Origin of the sequence: Sediminibacillus terrae (assembly GCF_009602435.1) — a bacterium.
GTDB lineage: Bacteria > Bacillota > Bacilli > Bacillales > Amphibacillaceae > Sediminibacillus > Sediminibacillus terrae.
The window spans coordinates 1-19578 of the sequence record NZ_VZDQ01000025.1; the positions used below are offsets into that span (position 1 = coordinate 1).

The window sequence follows — 19578 nt, forward strand, 5'->3', positions numbered from 1 at the left end:
CTTCCCATCATTTTAAATGAGTAAGATCCCTCAGAGACGATGAGGTTGATAGGTCCGAGGTGGAAGCGTGGTGACACGTGCAGCTGACGGATACTAATCGATCGAGGACTTAACTTAAAACAAAAAGCGTCGCGGACTTTGTCCGCAGAGCGAGATTCAAACGTGTGAAATTCGTTGATGTCTTCCTTCTTATCTAGTTTTGAAGGTACACTTTTCTTAAAAGAATACCGATGTCTGGTGGCAATAGCGGAGAGGCCACACCTGTTCCCATGCCGAACACAGCAGTTAAGCTCTCCAGCGCCCATGGTAGTTGGGGCTTTGCCCCTGCGAGAGTAGGACGCCGCCAGGCATAAATACTTTTCTTATAAATAACGTTTATTATGTTATTTACAATGTCGCGGGGTGGAGCAGTCTGGTAGCTCGTCGGGCTCATAACCCGAAGGTCGCAGGTTCAAATCCTGCCCCCGCAACCAATTAATTTTCTTACAACGTTGAGTTTACTTCTTCGCAAGAAAATGATAGTAGTACTTGAAAGAGTGCAACCAAAATATTTCACTTACTACGTCGAGTTACTCCTTGGCAAGTGAAAAATCCAAGTACTTGAAAGAGTGCAACCAATTAATTTTCTTACAACGTTGAGTTTACTTCTTCGCAAGAAAATAATAGTAGTACTTGAAAGAGTGCAACCAATTAATTTTCTTACAACGTTGAATTTTACTTCATACATATTGGTCCGGTAGTTCAGTTGGTTAGAATGCCTGCCTGTCACGCAGGAGGTCGCGGGTTCGAGTCCCGTCCGGACCGCCACTTACATATCAAACAATGACAAGCCTTAGGAAAAATTCCTAGGGCTTTATTTATGTCCGTACGACACTAAAGGAGAATCTCTAAGCGTGACGCCTCCTTTTCTTTTTCTTACCTGTTTTGCTATGATGGAAATAACATTATAAACTGAGTGAGGAATTGCGAATGGATGAGTTCTCTTTTATTCGATCCATTGCCCCGAAAGTACATCGTCAATCCGGACTAATAAAGGGGATCGGCGATGATACAGCAGTGTTTCGACAACCATATCAGGATATTGTAACAGCAGTGGATACCTTTGTAGAGGGCGTCCATTTCACCAGGAAAACAATGGCCCCTTATCATGTTGGTTATAGAGTGTTGGCGGCAAATATAAGCGATATTGCCGCAATGGGAGGTACGCCTGCCTTTTATATGATATCAATCGTTATCCCGGAAGGATGGAGCGAAGAAGACTTGGCATCCATCTATAAAGGAATGGATGATCTTGCTTCCCTGTATCATATCGATTTAATTGGCGGGGATACTGTCTCAGGTAAGGAGTTATCCATCTCTGTCACCATCATCGGGTATGTTGAACAGAATAAAGTACGGTATAGGAGTCATGCAAGAGAGAAGGATATCGTTTTTGCCACGGGTACTTTGGGTGATGCGTCTGCTGGACTGGATCTGCTGACAAATGCGGACAGTGGTCGAGGTCTGCCTGAAGAGGCAAGAAACTATTTTATTCACAGACACCGGATGCCGTCTCCAAGGGTTTCATTTGCCAAAGCGTTGCATGCCGCCGAAAGAGTCGCTTTGAATGATATCAGTGACGGGATAGCCAATGAAGCTGCAGAAATTGCGGAAGCTTCCAATGTTTCCCTTCATTTATACGACGAGCAAATTCCTGTTCATCAGAGCTTTAAAAGGTTCAAAAGGGAACAGCAGCGGAAGTGGAAGCTTTTTGGCGGCGAAGATTTTGAATTGCTCGGGACGATTCCAGAACGAGACTGGCCCATCGTTTTATCGGCAGCAAATAAGGCTATGATTCCTGTTGCGAAAATAGGCGTAGTAACCACCCCGTCTTCTGGGGCAGGCAATGTTGTATTGCACGAAGGAAATCGTCATACAATCCTGGACAAAGCAGGCTATACACATTTGAAATAGGTGAGAATAGAGATGGAAGAGTTAACGATAACGACACAGACAGAAGCAGAAACAAGAAAAGTAGGAGAGAGACTTGCACTTTTACTGAAGCCCAATGATGTCTTGACACTTGAAGGGGATCTGGGAGCAGGAAAAACAACCTTCACTAAAGGGCTGGGTGCAGGTCTGGGAGTGCGTAGAACGATAAACAGTCCTACTTTTACCATCGTCAAAGAATACACAGGTGAACTCCCGTTATACCACATGGACGTGTATCGATTGGAAGACAGCGATGAAGACATCGGTTTTGATGAATACTTTCATGGCGGAGGGGTCACGGTGATCGAATGGGCTCACTATATTGCCGATTTTTTGCCGGACCACCGCCTGGATATTGACATTCGATTGAATGAACAACAGGAACGGGAGATTACATTTTACCCGAGAGGACATCATTTTGAATCCATTTGTAAGGAGCTAGCTCGATGAATATACTTGCGATAGATACCTCCAATCAAGTATTGGGGATTGCTATTCTTAAGGATGGTTCGCTGGCCGGAGAATATACAACCAATGCTAAGAAAAATCACTCCGTCCGCCTCATGCCGGCGATAGACCAACTGATGAAGGAAACAGAGATGACACCGGAGCAGCTCGACCGGATAGTCGTGGCTAAAGGACCTGGCTCCTATACCGGTGTGAGGATTGGTTTGACCACTGCCAAAACAATGGGATGGGCACTGAATATTCCGGTGACAGGAGTGTCGAGTTTAAAAGCACTCGCATTGCAGGCACAGCTGACGGACGCGTCGATCTGTCCGTTTTTCGATGCGCGTAGAGGGCTCGTTTACACCGGACTCTACAAAAACAAAGACGGCGCCCTTTCATTAGAAGAAAATGAAGTGAACATTCCATTTGCCGAGTGGTTGGAAAAATTGGCGCAACGCGGGGAACATGTCGTGTTTTTAAGTCCGGACATCGAATTGCACCGACAGGTTATCACCGATTATATGAAGGATTTGGCCATCATTCCGGAGCTCGTCAGCCACTATCCGCGGGCTGGATATCTGGCTGAAGCCGGGGCGCTGGAAGAATCGGGGCCGGTCCATGCTTTGACGCCAGAATACCTAAGGCTTGTAGAAGCCGAGGCCAAATGGCTGGAACAACAGGGGAAGAACTAATATGTCAGATACAATCATCAGGCAAATGAGGGTAGAGGATATCGACCAAGTCATGCAGGTGGAAGCTGTCAGCTTCGGAACCCCGTGGACCAAGGACATTTTTGTGAATGAATTGAAAGAAAATCCATATGCTGTTTATTTCGTCGTCGAAAAAGACGGCACGGTCATTGGTTACTGCGGCTTATGGGTGATCATCGATGAAGCACAAATCACCAATATCGCGATTCTTCCGGAGCATAGAGGGAAAAAATACGGCCAGGCATTATTCCACTTTGTTATCAATCAGGCAGTAGCCTTAGGGGCAAAGCAGCTTTCCCTGGAAGTGAGGGTATCCAATCTGCCTGCTCAGAACATGTACAAAAAATTCGGGCTCGTTCCGGGCGGAATCAGGAAAAACTATTACACAGACAATTATGAAGATGCATTAGTAATGTGGGTGAAATTATGACAAAGAACGATGTATATATATTAGGAATAGAAACCAGCTGTGATGAGACAGCCGCAGCCATCGTCAAAAATGGAACGGAAATTGTCTCGAATGTGGTTGCTTCCCAAATCGAGAGCCACAAACGGTTTGGCGGGGTGGTGCCGGAAGTGGCGTCCAGGCATCATGTCGAGCAAATCACCATGGTATTGGAGGAAACGTTTCAACAAGCTGATATGACTGCGGAGGAAATGGATGCCATCACCGTGACGGAAGGACCTGGATTGGTCGGCGCACTGCTGGTAGGTGTCAACACGGCCAAGGCGCTTGCTTTCGCCAAGCATAAACCGTTGATCGGCGTCCACCATATTGCCGGCCATATTTATGCCAACCGCCTTATCAAGGAATTTCAGTTCCCGCTATTGGCGCTCGTCGTTTCCGGAGGCCATACTGAATTGATTGTCATGCATGAGCATGGTTCATTTGAAGTGATCGGCGAAACGCGTGATGATGCAGCGGGTGAAGCCTATGATAAGGTTGCCAGGACATTGAATCTGCCTTATCCCGGTGGTCCGCAAATGGATCGACTAGCTGCAACAGGAGAAGCAAATATTGCTTTCCCAAGGGCATGGCTGGAAGAAGGCTCGTATGATTTCAGTTTCAGCGGGCTGAAATCTTCGGTCATCAATACTCTGCACAATGCGGCACAGCGCAAGGAAACGTTAAAAGATGAAGATGTAGCAGCGAGTTTCCAGGCGAGCGTTGTCGAGGTATTGGCGGAAAAAACGTATCGGGCGGCACAGCAGTACGATGTGAAGCAAGTCATAGTGGCAGGCGGAGTAGCTGCCAACAAAGGATTGCGGACAGCGCTGGATAATAAGTTCGACGATGCTAAACAGGAACTATTGATACCTCCTCTGGACTTGTGTACAGATAATGCGGCGATGATCGCTGCTGCAGGCACAATCGCTTATCAGCAAGGACATCGTGCAGGCTGGGACTTGAATGCCAATCCATCGCTGGATTTGGAACGATACGGCAAAAGAGGATTAAAGCGATAAATTTAAAGGCAAAGAAAAAATCTGTCCCCTGGGTGTGGGCAAAACTCAGCAGGACAGATTTTTTTGCTGCAAAAAAACCACTTATCAACAGGATAGCTTTCAATATGTGGAGAAAATCAACCGAGCTTTGGGAGAGTAAGCGTGGATATGTTGACAGCTTTTGTGGATAAATGGATGCTTATTTGTGGATAATGGGGATAAAATGGTGGAAAACTTATTAGACCGGTTTTGGCATGTGTGTAAGTTTGTGCATAACTCACTATTTTGATTGGAATGAACCTGCCAATCGTTATAGCGATGGAAAGGTTAGGAACACGCAACAAACCACAGGATAAAAGAAGTCTATTTAAGGGACACAAAAAAGAAAAAAACGAACGGATTTGATGTATGCACCAAACCGGTTCGTTTTTTACTTTTATGGCCAGGGTTTTGTCCCGGCCACTTCGTCACTCTTCATGAAGCTCTTCCCATTCTTCCATCAGGTTTTCCAATTGCAAATCCTGCTGTTCTTTTTCTTCCGTCAGCTTCAACGCCTTTTCGTGATCCTGATAGATATCTGGGTCGCATAACAACGCATCGATTTCTTCCACTCGTTTTTCCACTGATTCGATTTCCTGTTCGATTTCCTGGATGCGGCGTTCTTTCTTCCGTTTTTCTTTTTTTAATTCTTTTTCCTGTTCAAAAGTCGTCTTAGCCGCAGCTGCCGACTGCTCTGGAGTACGGTCTTGTTCGTTCAGCTGTTGTAATTCATATTCCTCTTGTTTTTTATCGAGGTAATAATCATAATCTCCTAAATAAATCGTACTGCCGGCAGGCTGCATTTCGATAACCTGTGTCGCCAGTCTATTGATAAAGTAACGGTCGTGGGAAACGAACACTATCGTGCCGGGGAAGTCGATCAATGCTGATTCCAGTACTTCTTTGCTGTCCAAATCAAGATGGTTGGTCGGTTCGTCGAGGATCAGCAGGTTGGCTTTTTCCATCATCAGCTTGGCAAGCGCCAGTCTGGCTTTTTCGCCACCGCTCAAGCTCGTTACATTTTTCAGCACGTCGTCTCCGGAAAACAGAAAGTTCCCGAGAACAGTACGGATGTCTTTTTCATTGGTCATCGGATACTCGTCCCAAAGCTCGTTTAATACCGTTTTGTTGGAATGCAGCCGGGTTTGTTCCTGATCGTAGTAGCCGATTTGTACATTGGTTCCGAGCTGGATGTTCCCCTTGGCTTGCTTCAAGTCGCCGACAATCGTTTTCAACAACGTGGTTTTGCCGACGCCATTCGGTCCGACCAAGGCGATGCTATCACCTCGGGAAACATCGAAGCTTAGGTTGGAAAAAATAGGTTTATCGCTATCCTCGTACCGAAAGGCAAGGTCCTGCACTTTCAATACGTCATTACCGCTGCGGCGGTTGATATCGAATGTGAATTTTGCCGAGGATTCATCTCCCTGCGGCTTATCCAGGCGCTCCATTTTATCCAGCTGTTTACGGCGGCTTTGTGCCCGCTTTGTCGTAGAAGCACGGACGATATTTTTCTGGACAAACTCTTCCATTCTTTTAATCTCAGCCTGCTGTTTTTCAAATTGTTTTACATCCCGTTCGTAATTGGCTGCTTTCTGTTCCAGGTACTTGCTGTAATTCCCATGGTACTTTGTAGAATGGTTCCGGGATATTTCATAGACAGTTTCGACCGTTTTATCCAAGAAATAGCGATCATGGGAAACAATCACGACGGCACCGCTGTAATTGTTCAAATAGCCTTCCAGCCAGGAAAGGGTTTCGATATCAAGATGGTTGGTGGGCTCGTCCAAAACCAGGATGTCCGGCTTGGATAGGAGCAGCTTGCCCAGTGCCAAGCGGGTCTTCTGGCCGCCGCTCAATTCTGCTATCGATGTATCCCAATCCTGTTCATAGAAATGAAGGCCATTCAAGACGGCCTTGATGTCTGCTTCATACTGATAACCGCCCTCCATTTTGAAGGCTTGTTGTTTGGCGTCATAAGCGGCCAGCAATTTTTGATAGGCGTCCTGATTCTCCAGCACATCCGGGTCACCCATCTGTAATTCCATTTCCCGCAGTTCTTGTTCCGTATCGACAAAATGCTGAAATACGCCCAGCATTTCCTGCCAAATCGTCTGATTTGATTCGAGACCGGTGTTTTGGGCGAGATAGCCAAGTGTCGTCTCTTTCGGCTTGTGGATTTCCCCCTCGTCAAAGGGCAGGATTCCCGCGATGATTTTCAACAGCGTCGATTTTCCTGCTCCGTTCCTTCCGACGACAGCAATCCGGTCATTGGTCTGCACTTCTAATTTTATATTGGATAAGATAAGCTCGGCGCCATATCTTTTTGTGATGTCATTGACTTGCATCAAAATCATTTTGTTCACCTCAATGCTTTAAGTGTATCTTAATCCTCTTTGCGGTGGCAAGCGTCACAGCAATGCTTCCGGTGATTATTTTGCTTCATGCGTTCCCCCGATTTCGATATAGTGATAAGTATGGAAAAGAATGTGAATAAAATCACGACTTATTGCTGAATTTTTGATAAACTAAAGAAGTTAAACAAAATAAGAAAAGTACTTGTATAAAGGAAAACCTTTTCCGCAATATTCACCATCATGCCAGCCATCTTGTTGGCAGAATCAACGGAATCATCCACCATCTCTTGGTTGGTGTTTAACGCTGCGGAAATACACTACGCTTTCCGCGGGCGGCTGGTGAGCCTCCTCGAGCTACGCTCTGTGGGGTCTCCCCTAGGCCTTTCCTCCCGCAGGAGTCTCCGTGTATTTCCTTCGCTGGGAATCTGCTTACTTTGTTAAAAGAAGCAACTGATTAGCTTATAGACCCATAGTTGCAAAAGAACCAAAAAAGTTTAATCAAGACACTTCGCAAAGGCACTCGGTGATAAGCGAAATATGCTGCCGATAGGTCTAGTCGGCACTCTGTTTAAGCAGACTTTAGAAAACTGCCTAATCAAAAAAGATAACGGTTACGAAATGATATTATGTACAGGAGCTTGATAGCTGGTCATCGATTATCCGAAAAAGGCATCGATAAACCTGGACCACCGCACGATTGAGCGGACACAGGACAGAAGGGCAACTGTAAGGAGGATATGTATGAACAACGAGCAAAATAAAATACCACAAGCAACGGCAAAGCGCCTGCCACTATATTACCGATTTATCAATAACCTGCATCATCAGGGAAAGCTGCGCGTTTCATCCAAGGAATTGAGCGACGCGGTCAAAGTAGATTCTGCCACCATCCGCCGGGATTTTTCTTATTTCGGTGCATTGGGAAAAAAAGGGTATGGCTACAATGTCGAATACCTGCTCAGTTTTTTCCGGAAAACCCTTGATCAGGACGAAGTGACCAAGGTCGCACTCATCGGAGTCGGGAATCTTGGAACAGCTTTTCTTCATTATAATTTTATGAAAAACAACAATACGAAAATCGAAATGGCCTTCGATGCCGACCCGAACAAAGTAGGATCCGATATTGGCGGTGTCCCTGTGTATCATGTAGATGATTTGGAAGATCATTTAATAAATACGGCTGTCGCCATACTGACGGTACCTTCCACAGAAGCACAGGGAATTACCGAGCGACTGGTCGATGCCGGTGTCTCCGGCATCCTTAATTTCACACCCGCACGGATCACCGTTCCCGATCATATTCGGGTGCATCACATCGATTTATCCGTCGAGCTTCAGTCGCTGGTTTACTTTCTCAAGCATTACCCTCTGGAAGAAGAAGCGGGAGACTAACCCTGCATACCCTCTCGCTGAAGAGGGTATAGGTTTACGATTTACCGTAAACTCATAGGGGGGTGGACGTATCAAGAAAATAGATTCTAAATGGCTGGTTGTCGTTTCTGTTTTATTTGGCACTTTCACCGTGATTTTAAACAACAGCATGTTGAATCCGACCTTGCCGCACTTCATTGAGCTGTTCGACTCCAACGCAGTGTCGGTGGGCTGGATTTTGACAATTTTCATGGTATCGATGGGGATGACGATGCCGCTGACCGGCTACTTGGGCGATCGGTTCGGGAAGAAAAAGATTTACCTGATTGGTTTATCGATTTTTCTGGTCGGCTCGCTGTCCGGTGCATTGTCCCATACCTTGGGAATGATGATTGCCTCGCGGGCGGTACAGGGCATGGCAGGCGGGCTGATGATGCCCATTGCCATGGCCTTGATTTTCCAGGCCTTTCCCCGAGAGGAACGCGGGCTTGCCGTTGGTATCTATGGAGTTGCAGCGATGGTGGCCCCGGCAATCGGGCCGACCATCGGCGGCGTGATCATCGAATTTTTGCCGTGGAATTTTCTATTCTTATTCAATATTCCATTTGGACTTATCGGGTTGATCATCTCCAGTAAATACTTGATTCCGACCAAGCCGGACCCGAATCTGAAATTCGACTTGACCGGTTTCCTGCTGGTGACAGCTGGTGTCGGGGCGATTTTGTTTGCCCTCGGCAGGGGCTCGACATGGGAACTGTTGACACAGCCGTTCAGTTTGCTCATGATCGGTGGAGGCGTGGCAGCCATTATCCTGTTCATTATTTACGAACAAAGACAAGAGCAGCCGCTTCTGGAACTGAGTGTTTTCAAAGTCCCGACCTATGCTGTTTCCATCGTAGTGACGGCCACCGCATCGATCGGACTGTTTTCGGGTATTTTTTTATTGCCGCTATTGATCCAGAATGTGTACGGCTTGAGCGAAATCCAGACCGGCTTGTTGTTTCTGCCGGCGGCTTTATGCAGCGGTTTGTTCATGACCCTCGGCGGGAAACTGCTGGATAAAAAAGGGCCACGCTATGTGGTTCCGCCAGGGCTGCTGCTGTTGGCGGCTACCACCTTTGCCCTGGGGAACCTTCAGTTATCGACACCATTTTGGCTGATATTGCTGATCAACACGGTCCGTGGTGCGGGTCTTGGCATGTCCAATATGCCGGCGACCACTGCCGGGATGAATGCCATACCCGAAAAGCTGGTCGCTCAAGGATCGGCGATGAACAACGTATTGCGGCAAATTTTTTCTGCCTTCGGGATTGTGTTTTTCTCGATTTACTATGAGGTAAGAAGAGCGCAAATTTCCGCTGTCAGTGGATTGGCCGGAGAAGAGGCGGCCTTGCAGGCAATCAACGAAGCTTTTATTTTTTCTTCGATACTGATGCTTGTTGTCGTTCCCGTTTCTTTTATCCTGAATGGAAAACCGAACAATGATACAAAAAACAGCTGACGGGTGTCAGCTGTTTTTGTATGGCCGGAGCTATTTGTTCTTTTTCGATTTTCGAATTTTAAAATGCAAGCCGATCAATCGGAAGGAAACGACAAAATCGAGGGTGGCGAAAATAGCCAGCAGGATCGTGATGAAGTTCCAAATCGTTTCTTCCACCGATTGGGCTGCAATATAGGTGAATACAGCTCCCATTGCAAAATACAAGAAAGCCATAAACAACGGGGATGTTCTCATAAACTGATTAGCCTCCAATTAAGATCATTTGCATTTTTTCCCATTGTTCAAGCATTTGATCAAGTTCTTCCGGGTCCACACTAAACTGGGCGATGACCGTGATGGTGTTCATGGCCATATGGGTGATAATCGGAACGATGATCCGGTTGGTGTGCACATAAAGAAAGGCAAACACCAGTCCCATGCCTGTGTAGGTGATGATGTGAGTGACATCCATGTGGACAAGACCGAAAATAATCGAAGATGCTAGAGCGGCGATGAAAAAATTCGTCCGCTTGTACAGACTGCCGAAGATGATTTTCCGGAAAATGATTTCTTCTAAAATCGGTGCAATCAGAGCAGGAATGATGATGAAAATCGGAGCTGCTCTGGCAATCTCCATGATCTGCATCGTGTTTTCAGAGCCCGGTTTGATACCGAGAACCAATGTTTCGATGATGACAGCCGCATATTGCGCCATGTAAGCCATCGCCACTCCGAGTACACTCCAGCCGATGATGCCGCCGGCTCCGGAAGCGTTCCGGTCACTGCCCTGCCGCATGTCCGGCCGTAATAACAGCAAGGTGATCACAAGGGCGGCAACAAAGCTGATGATGCTCCAGCTGACACTGAAGGTGAACCGATCTATGTTCCACATATCGATGAACGGTACGAGAAAAGCTCCGGAAAGCTGCATGATTATATAGGTCATGATGACATACCAATATCGTTTAGGCACCTTAAACTACTCCTTCAAAAACAGATTTACTTTACTACATCATTGTACGTATTTTAACATACAATTAGAATAGTCATGTAGTAGAAGGACTGAATAGCTCCTGCTGCAGCCGTAGTGGAATGCTGGCGGGAGTCCTTTTTTGCTGTTTGCAGGCCGTTCATAATTTGTCGAAAAAATTTATGATTGCATTGCTTGCAAAATCAAATTGAATTGATTATTATAATAACTGTGTTAGCACTCATCACTCACGAGTGCTAACAAACAAACCAATTAAATAACGGTTAGGGAGGGTTTCACACATGTTAAAGCCACTAGGTGATCGTGTCATTATTGAACTTGTAGAGCAAGAAGAGAAAACAGCAAGCGGTATCGTGCTTCCTGATTCTGCAAAGGAAAAACCGCAGGAAGGGAAAGTCGTTGCGGTAGGTTCAGGACGTGTCACAGATAATGGAGAAAAAGTTGCCCCAGAGGTAGCTGAAGGAAACCTCATCATCTTCTCGAAGTTTGCTGGTACAGAAGTAAAATACGAAGGCAAAGAATACTTAATTCTTCGTGAGAGCGACATCTTAGCTGTAATCAGCTAAGGAAGCGAAGGACCATTTACAATAACATAATTTTTAAAAGTTCAAGGAGGGCATACAAATGGCTAAAGAAATCAAATTTAGTGAAGACGCTCGCCGTGCGATGCTTCGCGGTGTAGACACATTGGCAAACGCAGTTAAAGTTACATTGGGACCAAAAGGCCGTAACGTAGTACTGGACAAAAAATTCGGCTCCCCATTGATTACGAACGATGGTGTTACCATTGCCAAAGAAATCGAGTTGGAAGACCACTTCGAAAACATGGGTGCGCAATTGGTATCCGAAGTTGCTTCGAAAACAAACGATGTTGCCGGTGACGGTACGACCACCGCTACTGTGTTGGCTCAAGCAATGATCCGTGAAGGATTGAAAAACGTTGCTTCCGGCGCTAATCCTGTAGGAGTCCGCCGCGGTATCGAACAAGCGGTAGAAGTTGCAACCGAAGAGCTTAGAAAAATCTCCAAGCCGATCGAAGGCAAAGACTCCATCGCGCAAGTAGCGGCTATTTCTTCTGGCGACGACGAAGTAGGTAAGCTGATTGCAGAAGCGATGGAGCGCGTTGGTAACGACGGTGTTATCACAATTGAAGAATCCAAAGGCTTCAACACCGAGCTTGAAGTAGTGGAAGGTATGCAGTTCGACCGTGGATATGCATCTCCTTATATGGTTACAGACCAGGATAAAATGGAAGCTGTCCTTGAAGATCCGTACATCCTGATCACGGATAAGAAAATCTCCAACATCCAGGAAGTACTTCCTGTACTGGAGCAAGTCGTACAACAAGGCAAGCCGCTTCTAATGATCGCTGAGGATGTAGAAGGCGAAGCACTTGCTACATTGGTAGTAAACAAACTTCGCGGAACATTCAATGCTGTTGCCGTTAAAGCTCCTGGCTTCGGTGACCGTCGTAAAGCAATGCTTGAAGACATCGCTACCTTGACTGGTGCAGAAGTCGTAACTGAAGATCTTGGACTGGATCTGAAAAACACTAGCATCGAACAGCTGGGCCGCGCTTCTAAAGTTGTCGTAACCAAAGACAACACTACTGTTGTAGAAGGAAGCGGAGATCCAGAAAAAATCTCTGCACGCGTAGCACAAATCCGTGCACAAGTAGAAGAATCTACTTCAGAATTCGATACAGAAAAACTGCAAGAGCGTCTTGCTAAACTTGCAGGCGGTGTTGCTGTCATCAAAGTCGGTGCAGCTACCGAAACAGAATTGAAAGAGCGTAAACTTCGCATCGAAGACGCCCTGAACTCTACTCGCGCTGCAGTAGAAGAAGGTATCGTTGCCGGTGGTGGTACAGCACTTGTCAACATCTACAATGCTGTGAAAGGATTGACGCTGACAGGCGACGAAGAAACAGGCTCCAACATCGTGCTTCGTGCGCTTGAAGAGCCAGTTCGTCAAATCTCCCACAATGCCGGCCTGGAAGGTTCTATTATCGTAGAACGCTTGAAAGGCGAAAAAGTCGGCGTAGGCTACAACGCAGCAAGCGGCGAATGGGTAGATATGGTTGAGTCCGGTATCGTCGACCCAACAAAAGTTACCCGCTCTGCCCTACAAAACGCAGCATCTGTAGCAGCTATGTTCCTGACAACCGAAGCAGTCGTTGCTGATCTCCCAGAAGAAGACGGCGGCGCTGCAGGCGGCGGTATGCCAGACATGGGTGGCATGGGCGGAATGGGCGGCATGATGTAAGCTGTCCTCAAACCCTTTGCTACACAGGGATTTGATACCCTATAAATGAATATTGACTGGATTTTGACTGGATTTCTATGAAATTAAGTTTAAATCATATAAGCCTCCCTAGAGTTATAAAACTCTAGGGAGGCTTTATTCTTCTATTTATTTATGTGTTCATTCGCAAATGATTTATTCTAAGCAACCATTTGTTCTAGCCCAACTATAAATATAATTTCTTATTTCTTTAACTCTACCTTCGGCGTTGCATTTTCCATCCCTTTTACCTACTAAAGCTTTCATGTTTAGAATTTCATGTATTATGTTTTCAGAATCAATATATTCGTAAGGGTCTTTAAATCCAGGATTAAGCCAATGTAGATAGATGGAATATTCATTATCTTGAAAGTATTTTAAGGTGTTCAAAGCATCTTTTTTAAATTGGATAGAACATAGAACAATTTTAGGGCTGTAGTTGACTTGAATAATTTCTTCAACTGATTTTCCACGCTCTTGGGGAGAGCCATTTATTAAGAATACCCCGGTGCGTTCACCGCTAGGTCCTACGCAAAGCTTTCTTTCTGATTTTTGAGCAGTTCTAATATTTTGGTCATTAAATAATTTTTTCCATGTTTCCGACTTTCCTGAGTTTCGATGACCTAATACAGCAATTAATAATTTTTTTTCCAATTTATATCCTCCTCTAAAAGGCAATCACTTAAATATATATTATATATACGACGAAGATAGAACCTAAATTCATTTTAATTAGATAATAATGGATTAATTGTAGTAATTAGGTTTAATTAGTATAATTTTACTTAAGGTAAAAGTTAGTTGCTGGATACGTATAGTGAATTTCATATAATTAAGGAGAGTTGTTATGTATAAGGGGATGAACTGGTATAAATGTGACTTGCAAATGCAGACTCCTGGGGATCATTTAAATTGGCTGAGAAAAGACCCAAGTTTCATAAATGGAAATTGTACTGATGAAGAGCTGAATGAATCAGTAGATATGTACTTAAAGCGATGTCACGAAGTAGAATTAGATGTGATAGGTATAACTGATCATAATTTTATAGGAATGCGGTTTTTAGAAGGTTTGATTTCTCGTAATAGAATGATTGCAGAAGAAGTTGGAAGGGACCCTCTAGTTATCTTCCCAGGATTTGAAATTGAAATCTCTCAAGGGAATGGTGTTCATTTACTTTGTCTTTATGGGCCATCCACCCCGTTAAGATTTATTGATGATAAAGTGACAGCACTTGGTCTCCATTATACTGGGAGGACAAATGATGGAAAAATCTTACCTTCTCCATGTACATTTGACCAAGTGTTAATGCAGTTCAGGAAGATCCTACTTATCAAGGTATTGTAATTGCTGCTCATCCTTTATCAGAGAGTGGTATGTTGAACGACCGTTTTTTATCAGAGCATTTTCAGAAGTATATGCTAACAGATAATCGATTACTGGCCATTGAAGTGCCAGGCCCTATAAGTTCACTTTCAAAAGGGTGGCAAAGGTTATTATTATCTGGATCCGATTGTCATCCAGATTGGAGGAGGGAAAACCCCATAGCTACTGTGATGTCCTCAGATTGTTACAGCCTAACTGAGAGTGGAAAGGGCTATATTGGAAAACGACACTCATGGATTCGTATGTCAGAGAATACAATAGAAGCTTTAAGACAAGCCTTAAAGGATCACCAATCTAGAATTCTTTTACAAGACCCAAATCCTTCGGAGGATATACGTTATGGAAGAATTGAATCATTACAAATTGAAAATGTAGCTTTTCTCGAAAACCAAACTATTAATTTTTCGCCAAATTTTAATTGCATTATAGGTGGTAGAGGGGCCGGTAAATCCTCCATACTTGAGTACATAAGACTGTGCGCTAACTATAAAATTGAAAGAGATAATATTGAAAATTTAGATAGAATAAGAAATACTTTAGGTCCAGAATCAAAATTACAATTGACATGGAGAGACATAAGTGGTTCAGATACCTTTAAACATGATATGTCAGATGGTGAAAGTAAGATTATAAGTAGAGAAGAAGATATTGATGATCCAGAAACAATCTTTAAAAAATTAGGTGTTCAAATATATAGTCAAAGAGAAATTTCAAATATTGCAAATGACACTCAAAACCTCTTACGTATAATCGATCAAATTACAGGAGCTAGCATAGATGCTCTGAAGCAACAAGAAAGCTCAATAAAAGAAGATATTCGCTCATATCAACATGAAAAGAATAAACTTTATAGAAAAATTAGTGAGAGAAGAAGTCTAAATCAAGAAATTAATGAATTACAACGCCGTTGGGATTCATTTGTTGCAGTTAAGAAAGAAAATGAAAAGAGGTTAGCAAATCAAGAAGCAAAAAAATATTTAGAAACAATACTTTCAGATACAGAAGAGATAGTATTAGAGTGGGATGAAAAAGTGAATTCTGTCATAAAAGGTTACGAGTTAGTAAATTTAGAAGACAAAAGTTGGAGTAATAAAGACTTTTTTAACGAATTAAATGTTGGTGTACAGCAAGCTAATGGGGACCTTGCTAGAGAAGTAAAGGGAGCTCTTCAAAAATACAAAGAAAAAATAGCTATGCTAACAATAGAGAATGATAAATGGTGGGGAATGGTCCATAATAGTTTCGAAGAATCAGAAGCTGAATTTCTAAAGGCGTGTGAACGTGAGGGCTTAAAACCTGAAGAACTAGAAATTTTAAAAGATGTTAATGTACAGAAAAATAAAAAGGAAAAACAGCTAGAAGAGCTAGAAATAGAAATAAGTGAGCTGCAAAAAAGTGTGGAAAAACTTGAAGAACTATTTGAAACGTTATATCAGGTATGGAATCAGGAGACGAAAGAAAGAATTGAAAAAATTCACTCATTAATTGAACGTGGTGCGATACCGAGAATAGAAGCCAATAACGAACCTTTTATTAAAGTTGAAATTAACCATATGGGGGACGAAACAAGCTTCTTAAGACATTGGAACAATATTAAGGTAAAAAGAAACACAAGATTGGGAAGGAACTGGGAGGAAATAGGAGGTGCTTTGTTTGCTAAATTCTTGAAAGAGGAATCGTTTTCTACCCCATGGGAGTTATTGTTGCAATGGGTTGAGAATAAAGATAAAGTTCCATCTGAGCTACAAGAACACTATGACCAGTTGGTCGAGTTGTTGAGCAATGCTCAAATCTGGGATGAATTAATGATACAACGAATTAATGACGAAATCGACATTACTTTATTTAGAGATGATGGTTCCAGAGCTGGTTCATTATTAGATAATGGTTTGTCTGATGGTCAGAAAAACACTGCAATATTGACACTATTGTTTACCGAAGGAACTAGTCCGATTATCATTGATCAACCAGAGGATGAATTGGACTCAGATTTTATTTATAACCAACTTGTTCCACTGATTAGAAATATTAAAAATAATAGACAAGTAATTGTGACATCTCATAATGCAAACTTACCAGTAAATGGAGACGCAGAGTTAGTTTATGCATTGAGGACAGAGATGGGGAACGGTATGGTTAGAAACCAAGGTGGTATAGATAACGAGGATGTAAGAGAGTCTATCTTAGATATCATGGAAGGATCAGAGGAAGCGTTTCGTAAAAGGCAAGAAAAATACTACTCTTAGAATTGTAGTTGATCTACCTATTTACATTTTAGTTTATTAGAGCCCGATTATACTAAATACTTCTTTAGTGAATGATCGGGCTGTTTTAATTAATCCAATGCGCCTTTCATTAGTTCACTGAATTTATCTGAAGCCTTTTGTTCCATGTTTTTTGTAATATGAGCATAGATGTTCATAGTTGTATTTATATCTCCATGACCCAATCTTTGCTGAATTTCCTTTGTCCCTACACCTGCCTCAATTAAAAGAGAGGTATGAGTGTGCCTAAAGGAATGTGGTGTAACATTCTTATCGATTTCACTAAGCTTTAACAGACGTCTCATACGGTTTTCAACCGTTTTTATAAAATCAGGATAACCTGGATTATTAATCTCTTTTGCAAATACAAATCCAAAATCATTGTACAGATCTCCAAGAGCCATTTTAATTTCTTTTTGGTAAGTTAAATGCTTCTTGAACTCATTCATCACTTGCTTGTCCATTTTTAACGTCCGTATAGATCCTTTTGTTTTAGGCGTGAGCAGCTGAAAATTCTTCGTATTATTGTTTGGGTTGTAATAGGTTTTTGTAATGCGGATAGTTTCATTATCAAAGTTCACATCGGCCCATTTGAGTGCCAGCATTTCTCCAACACGCAAGCCACTATAAGCGAGGGTGAGAAACATAATAAAGTCCCTATCTAATCCCTTTTCTTTAGCTGTTTTTAAAAAAGTTATCAGCTCATTCTTTTCTAAAAATTTTATTACCTCTTCATTCTGCTCAATTTCCTCCACCGTTTCAATTTTCTTTGGGATTTTTGCGAATTCACTTGGGTTTGTTTTAATAAGGTTATATTCTAATGCCTTCTTAAATAACATTCGGCCAGTAGTATGGATCCCATCCAGGGTATTATGGGCGTATCCTTTTTCGTGTAGGTCATCAAGAAATGCTTGATAATGTTTTCTTGTAATATGAGATAACTTCATTTTTGAAAAATATCTTCTGAAGTGCTTCAATTCTTTAGTACGTGCACGATGCGAGCTAACCTTAGAATTTTTAGCATAGAAATTAAGCCATTCATCAGCAAATTCGTTAAGAGTAATATTGTTTTCTTCCACAAAGGAACCTTCTCTTAACTCCTTTTCTAGTTCCTCTGCTTCGACTCTTGCGTCTGATTTTCTTGTGAAACCACCCTTAGACTTTGTTCTTCTTGTTCCGGTGACTGGATCTAACCATTCTAATTGATAGGACCACTTGTTACCTCTTTTTCTTAGATATGCCATAGTATTACCTCCTATCTAAACTGTAAGTTATAAAATGGTTTTGACTGGTACAATAGGACGTCGCTTTATTTTTTCCAGTCGTTCTTGGCATATATCTAACGGAATTTTAAAATCTCGAGACCATACATCAATGATTTCAGGATCATTCAACGTATACTCTTTAATCATGTGATAGGGTAGCGAGGCATAAAGAGTGAAGTGCCTTGCATCTCTTTCTTGAAGATCATAAAAATCTTTAGGCATTATTAACTGCCTTCCAGCATGTCTCAATGCGTGGCATAGCTCGTGGAAGAATTGCTCTCGTTGGTTTATCTGGGGAAGGCGACTATCTAAAACAATTTCTTGAAACTTCCCTACTTTCATATAACTAGCTTGAGTCGGTCTACATTGAACAAAGATTTGGTTTTCATATCCAATGTTATGAACACTTAAGTCAGTGGGTTCTTTAAAATTGTGATTTTTATACCACTGAGTTACAAGATCTTCTAAAATTGTGGTTGTGTAGCAAGGAAACCTCAAACTAATCACCATCCTTATAAGCATTATACGAACAAGTGTTCTATTATTCAATAAATAATTACAAAAAATGGATTAATTAAAGGGGGATTAGGATTACTTATTCTGCAAAGAAACTAAAGTATAGGAATTTATCTCCAGAACCATAATGAAGTTAAGATTCATAGTTTTGGAGAGTGATAGAAAATGTTCCTAACAGAAGCTTGGGAAAAGTATTATGTCGATAAAAAGATTGAAGGTTACTCGCTACTAACACTGAAAACATACTGCTTACAATTCAATATGTTGGTGAAATACTTTGGAGATGTTGATACAGAAGAGGTGGCTATCGATCAGCTAAAGAGTTACTTGGTTGAGGTGGGCGGACATCTAAAACCCTCTAGTCTTGGAAACAAGGTTCGTTTCCTTCGATCTTTTTTCAAGTGGCTACATGAAGAGGGTGTTATTAATGAAAATCCAGCTATTAAATTAAAAGAACCTAAAGTTGGCAAGAGAATCCCTAAGTTTCTAACGGAGATGGAAATTGAGCAACTAAGGGACTCGTGCTTAACTTCCCTGGAAAGGGCACTTTTCGAATTTTTTTATTCAACTGGTTGCCGTATCGGAGAGGTAGTAAACCTGAATAGGGAGGATATCAATTTCTCAGCAAGATCGGTTATTGTAAAAGGAAAAGGAGATAAAGAAAGAGAAGTTTATTTCAGTATTCGTTGTTCACTATGGCTACAGAAATATATAGAGGGACGCAAGGATCATGATGAATGTTTATTTATTACAGACAGAAGACCTAAAAAGAGAATGAGTATTGAGATCATCCGATATATTATTAAACGTATATCCATACGCGCAGCCATTAATAAAGAAATACACCCTCATCAATTAAGGCACAGTTACGCTACCCATTTGCTTAATAATGGAGCGCCAATCGAAGTTATCCAAAGCTTGTTAGGGCATGAGAAAAGTGAAACAACGAAAATTTATGCTCAACTAAGTGGTAAGTTAAGACAGGATTTCTATAGTAAATATTTTTAGGAGCCGTTCCTGTGAGAAGACACGGCTTCTATTTTTTGTAAAT

The 19578-nt window shown here is 42.6% G+C and carries 18 protein-coding genes, 2 tRNA genes and 2 rRNA genes; 16 read left to right on the forward strand and 6 right to left on the reverse strand.

Annotated features, from left to right (window positions below; all coding sequences use genetic code 11):
• From F6X55_RS13430 to tsaD, 9 genes are all read left to right on the forward strand, one after another.
• Positions 1-117: ribosomal RNA gene (locus F6X55_RS13430) — 23S ribosomal RNA — on the forward strand; the annotation flags it as partial.
• 116 nt (positions 118-233) lie between these two features.
• Positions 234-349 (forward strand): 5S ribosomal RNA (gene rrf / locus F6X55_RS13435).
• A 47-nt stretch (positions 350-396) separates the two neighbouring features.
• A tRNA-Met gene (locus tag F6X55_RS13440) sits at positions 397-473 on the forward strand.
• A 257-nt stretch (positions 474-730) separates the two neighbouring features.
• A tRNA-Asp gene (locus tag F6X55_RS13445) sits at positions 731-807 on the forward strand.
• A gap of 162 nt (positions 808-969) precedes the next feature.
• The gene (gene thiL, locus F6X55_RS13450; protein WP_153464067.1) at positions 970-1953 is read left to right on the forward strand and encodes a thiamine-phosphate kinase; all 984 of its coding nucleotides are present in this window, start codon (positions 970-972) and stop codon (positions 1951-1953) included.
• Between the two features lie 12 nt (positions 1954-1965).
• A complete protein-coding gene (gene tsaE, locus F6X55_RS13455; protein WP_026569146.1) occupies positions 1966-2421 on the forward strand; it encodes a tRNA (adenosine(37)-N6)-threonylcarbamoyltransferase complex ATPase subunit type 1 TsaE in 456 nt (151 codons plus the stop codon).
• A complete protein-coding gene (gene tsaB / locus F6X55_RS13460) occupies positions 2418-3113 on the forward strand; it encodes a tRNA (adenosine(37)-N6)-threonylcarbamoyltransferase complex dimerization subunit type 1 TsaB (RefSeq protein ID WP_026770882.1) in 696 nt (231 codons plus the stop codon). Before tsaE ends, tsaB begins: the two co-directional genes overlap by 4 nt.
• A gap of 1 nt (position 3114) precedes the next feature.
• A complete protein-coding gene (gene rimI / locus F6X55_RS13465) occupies positions 3115-3561 on the forward strand; it encodes a ribosomal protein S18-alanine N-acetyltransferase (protein ID WP_026569148.1) in 447 nt (148 codons plus the stop codon).
• Complete coding sequence (tsaD, locus tag F6X55_RS13470) at positions 3555-4598, forward strand: tRNA (adenosine(37)-N6)-threonylcarbamoyltransferase complex transferase subunit TsaD (RefSeq protein ID WP_153464578.1); 1044 nt, start codon at positions 3555-3557, stop codon at positions 4596-4598. The genes rimI and tsaD overlap by 7 nt, the downstream gene beginning before the upstream one ends.
• 446 nt (positions 4599-5044) lie before the next feature.
• On the opposite strand, the gene F6X55_RS13475 is transcribed toward tsaD, so the two are convergent.
• Positions 5045-6973: an ABC-F family ATP-binding cassette domain-containing protein gene (locus F6X55_RS13475; protein WP_153464070.1), complete on the reverse strand. Its 1929-nt coding sequence runs from the start codon at positions 6971-6973 to the stop codon at positions 5045-5047.
• A gap of 741 nt (positions 6974-7714) precedes the next feature.
• Between F6X55_RS13475 and F6X55_RS13480 the strand changes: the two genes are divergently transcribed.
• Together F6X55_RS13480 and F6X55_RS13485 are read left to right on the forward strand one after the other, a co-directional pair.
• A complete protein-coding gene (locus tag F6X55_RS13480; RefSeq protein WP_153464072.1) occupies positions 7715-8365 on the forward strand; it encodes a redox-sensing transcriptional repressor Rex in 651 nt (216 codons plus the stop codon).
• A 94-nt stretch (positions 8366-8459) separates the two neighbouring features.
• A complete protein-coding gene (locus F6X55_RS13485) occupies positions 8460-9845 on the forward strand; it encodes an MDR family MFS transporter (RefSeq protein WP_337189841.1) in 1386 nt (461 codons plus the stop codon).
• Between the two features lie 30 nt (positions 9846-9875).
• On the opposite strand, the gene F6X55_RS13490 is transcribed toward F6X55_RS13485, so the two are convergent.
• Both F6X55_RS13490 and F6X55_RS13495 read right to left on the reverse strand, forming a co-directional pair.
• Positions 9876-10079, reverse strand: a complete 204-nt coding sequence (locus F6X55_RS13490; RefSeq protein ID WP_026569153.1) for a YdiK family protein — start codon at positions 10077-10079, stop codon at positions 9876-9878.
• Between the two features lie 7 nt (positions 10080-10086).
• Positions 10087-10797, reverse strand: a complete 711-nt coding sequence (locus F6X55_RS13495; protein ID WP_026770878.1) for a CPBP family intramembrane glutamic endopeptidase — start codon at positions 10795-10797, stop codon at positions 10087-10089.
• Between the two features lie 299 nt (positions 10798-11096).
• Here F6X55_RS13495 and groES point away from each other — a divergent pair, with 299 nt between their 5' ends.
• On the forward strand, positions 11097-11381 hold the full coding sequence (groES, locus tag F6X55_RS13500; protein ID WP_026569155.1) for a co-chaperone GroES: 285 nt from the start codon (positions 11097-11099) through the stop codon (positions 11379-11381).
• A 58-nt stretch (positions 11382-11439) separates the two neighbouring features.
• Positions 11440-13080 (forward strand): chaperonin GroEL, encoded by a 1641-nt coding sequence (groL, locus tag F6X55_RS13505; RefSeq protein ID WP_153464078.1) that lies wholly within the window; start codon positions 11440-11442, stop codon positions 13078-13080.
• Between the two features lie 174 nt (positions 13081-13254).
• On the opposite strand, the gene F6X55_RS13510 is transcribed toward groL, so the two are convergent.
• A complete protein-coding gene (locus tag F6X55_RS13510) occupies positions 13255-13752 on the reverse strand; it encodes a hypothetical protein (protein WP_153464081.1) in 498 nt (165 codons plus the stop codon).
• 193 nt (positions 13753-13945) lie between these two features.
• On the opposite strand from F6X55_RS13510, the gene F6X55_RS13515 reads away from it, so the two are divergent.
• Positions 13946-14443: a CehA/McbA family metallohydrolase domain-containing protein gene (locus F6X55_RS13515; protein WP_153464084.1), complete on the forward strand. Its 498-nt coding sequence runs from the start codon at positions 13946-13948 to the stop codon at positions 14441-14443.
• A 32-nt stretch (positions 14444-14475) separates the two neighbouring features.
• Positions 14476-16728, forward strand: a complete 2253-nt coding sequence (locus F6X55_RS13520) for a TrlF family AAA-like ATPase (RefSeq protein ID WP_161993086.1) — start codon at positions 14476-14478, stop codon at positions 16726-16728.
• Between the two features lie 89 nt (positions 16729-16817).
• On the opposite strand, the gene F6X55_RS13525 is transcribed toward F6X55_RS13520, so the two are convergent.
• A complete protein-coding gene (locus tag F6X55_RS13525) occupies positions 16818-17990 on the reverse strand; it encodes a tyrosine-type recombinase/integrase (RefSeq protein ID WP_153464090.1) in 1173 nt (390 codons plus the stop codon).
• Positions 17991-18017: 27 nt separating this feature from the next.
• Positions 18018-18518, reverse strand: a complete 501-nt coding sequence (locus tag F6X55_RS13530; protein ID WP_237648673.1) for an ImmA/IrrE family metallo-endopeptidase — start codon at positions 18516-18518, stop codon at positions 18018-18020.
• Between the two features lie 174 nt (positions 18519-18692).
• Between F6X55_RS13530 and xerA the strand changes: the two genes are divergently transcribed.
• Positions 18693-19535, forward strand: a complete 843-nt coding sequence (gene xerA / locus F6X55_RS13535) for a site-specific tyrosine recombinase/integron integrase (protein WP_153464093.1) — start codon at positions 18693-18695, stop codon at positions 19533-19535.
• The last annotated feature ends 43 nt before the right edge of the window (positions 19536-19578 follow it).

What these genes read in the sequence shown, in the direction of transcription:
- thiL (WP_153464067.1), top strand. Translation starts at nt 970, where the DNA reads ATGGATGAGTTCTCTTTTATTCGATCCATTGCCCCGAAAGTACATCGT.
- tsaE (WP_026569146.1), top strand. Translation starts at nt 1,966, where the DNA reads ATGGAAGAGTTAACGATAACGACACAGACAGAAGCAGAAACAAGAAAA.
- tsaB (WP_026770882.1), top strand. Translation starts at nt 2,418, where the DNA reads ATGAATATACTTGCGATAGATACCTCCAATCAAGTATTGGGGATTGCT.
- rimI (WP_026569148.1), top strand. Translation starts at nt 3,115, where the DNA reads ATGTCAGATACAATCATCAGGCAAATGAGGGTAGAGGATATCGACCAA.
- F6X55_RS13475 (WP_153464070.1), bottom strand. Translation starts at nt 6,973, where the DNA reads ATGATTTTGATGCAAGTCAATGACATCACAAAAAGATATGGCGCCGAG.
- F6X55_RS13480 (WP_153464072.1), top strand. Translation starts at nt 7,715, where the DNA reads ATGAACAACGAGCAAAATAAAATACCACAAGCAACGGCAAAGCGCCTG.
- F6X55_RS13490 (WP_026569153.1), bottom strand. Translation starts at nt 10,079, where the DNA reads ATGAGAACATCCCCGTTGTTTATGGCTTTCTTGTATTTTGCAATGGGA.
- groES (WP_026569155.1), top strand. Translation starts at nt 11,097, where the DNA reads ATGTTAAAGCCACTAGGTGATCGTGTCATTATTGAACTTGTAGAGCAA.
- groL (WP_153464078.1), top strand. Translation starts at nt 11,440, where the DNA reads ATGGCTAAAGAAATCAAATTTAGTGAAGACGCTCGCCGTGCGATGCTT.
- F6X55_RS13515 (WP_153464084.1), top strand. Translation starts at nt 13,946, where the DNA reads ATGTATAAGGGGATGAACTGGTATAAATGTGACTTGCAAATGCAGACT.
- F6X55_RS13525 (WP_153464090.1), bottom strand. Translation starts at nt 17,990, where the DNA reads ATGGCATATCTAAGAAAAAGAGGTAACAAGTGGTCCTATCAATTAGAA.
- xerA (WP_153464093.1), top strand. Translation starts at nt 18,693, where the DNA reads ATGTTCCTAACAGAAGCTTGGGAAAAGTATTATGTCGATAAAAAGATT.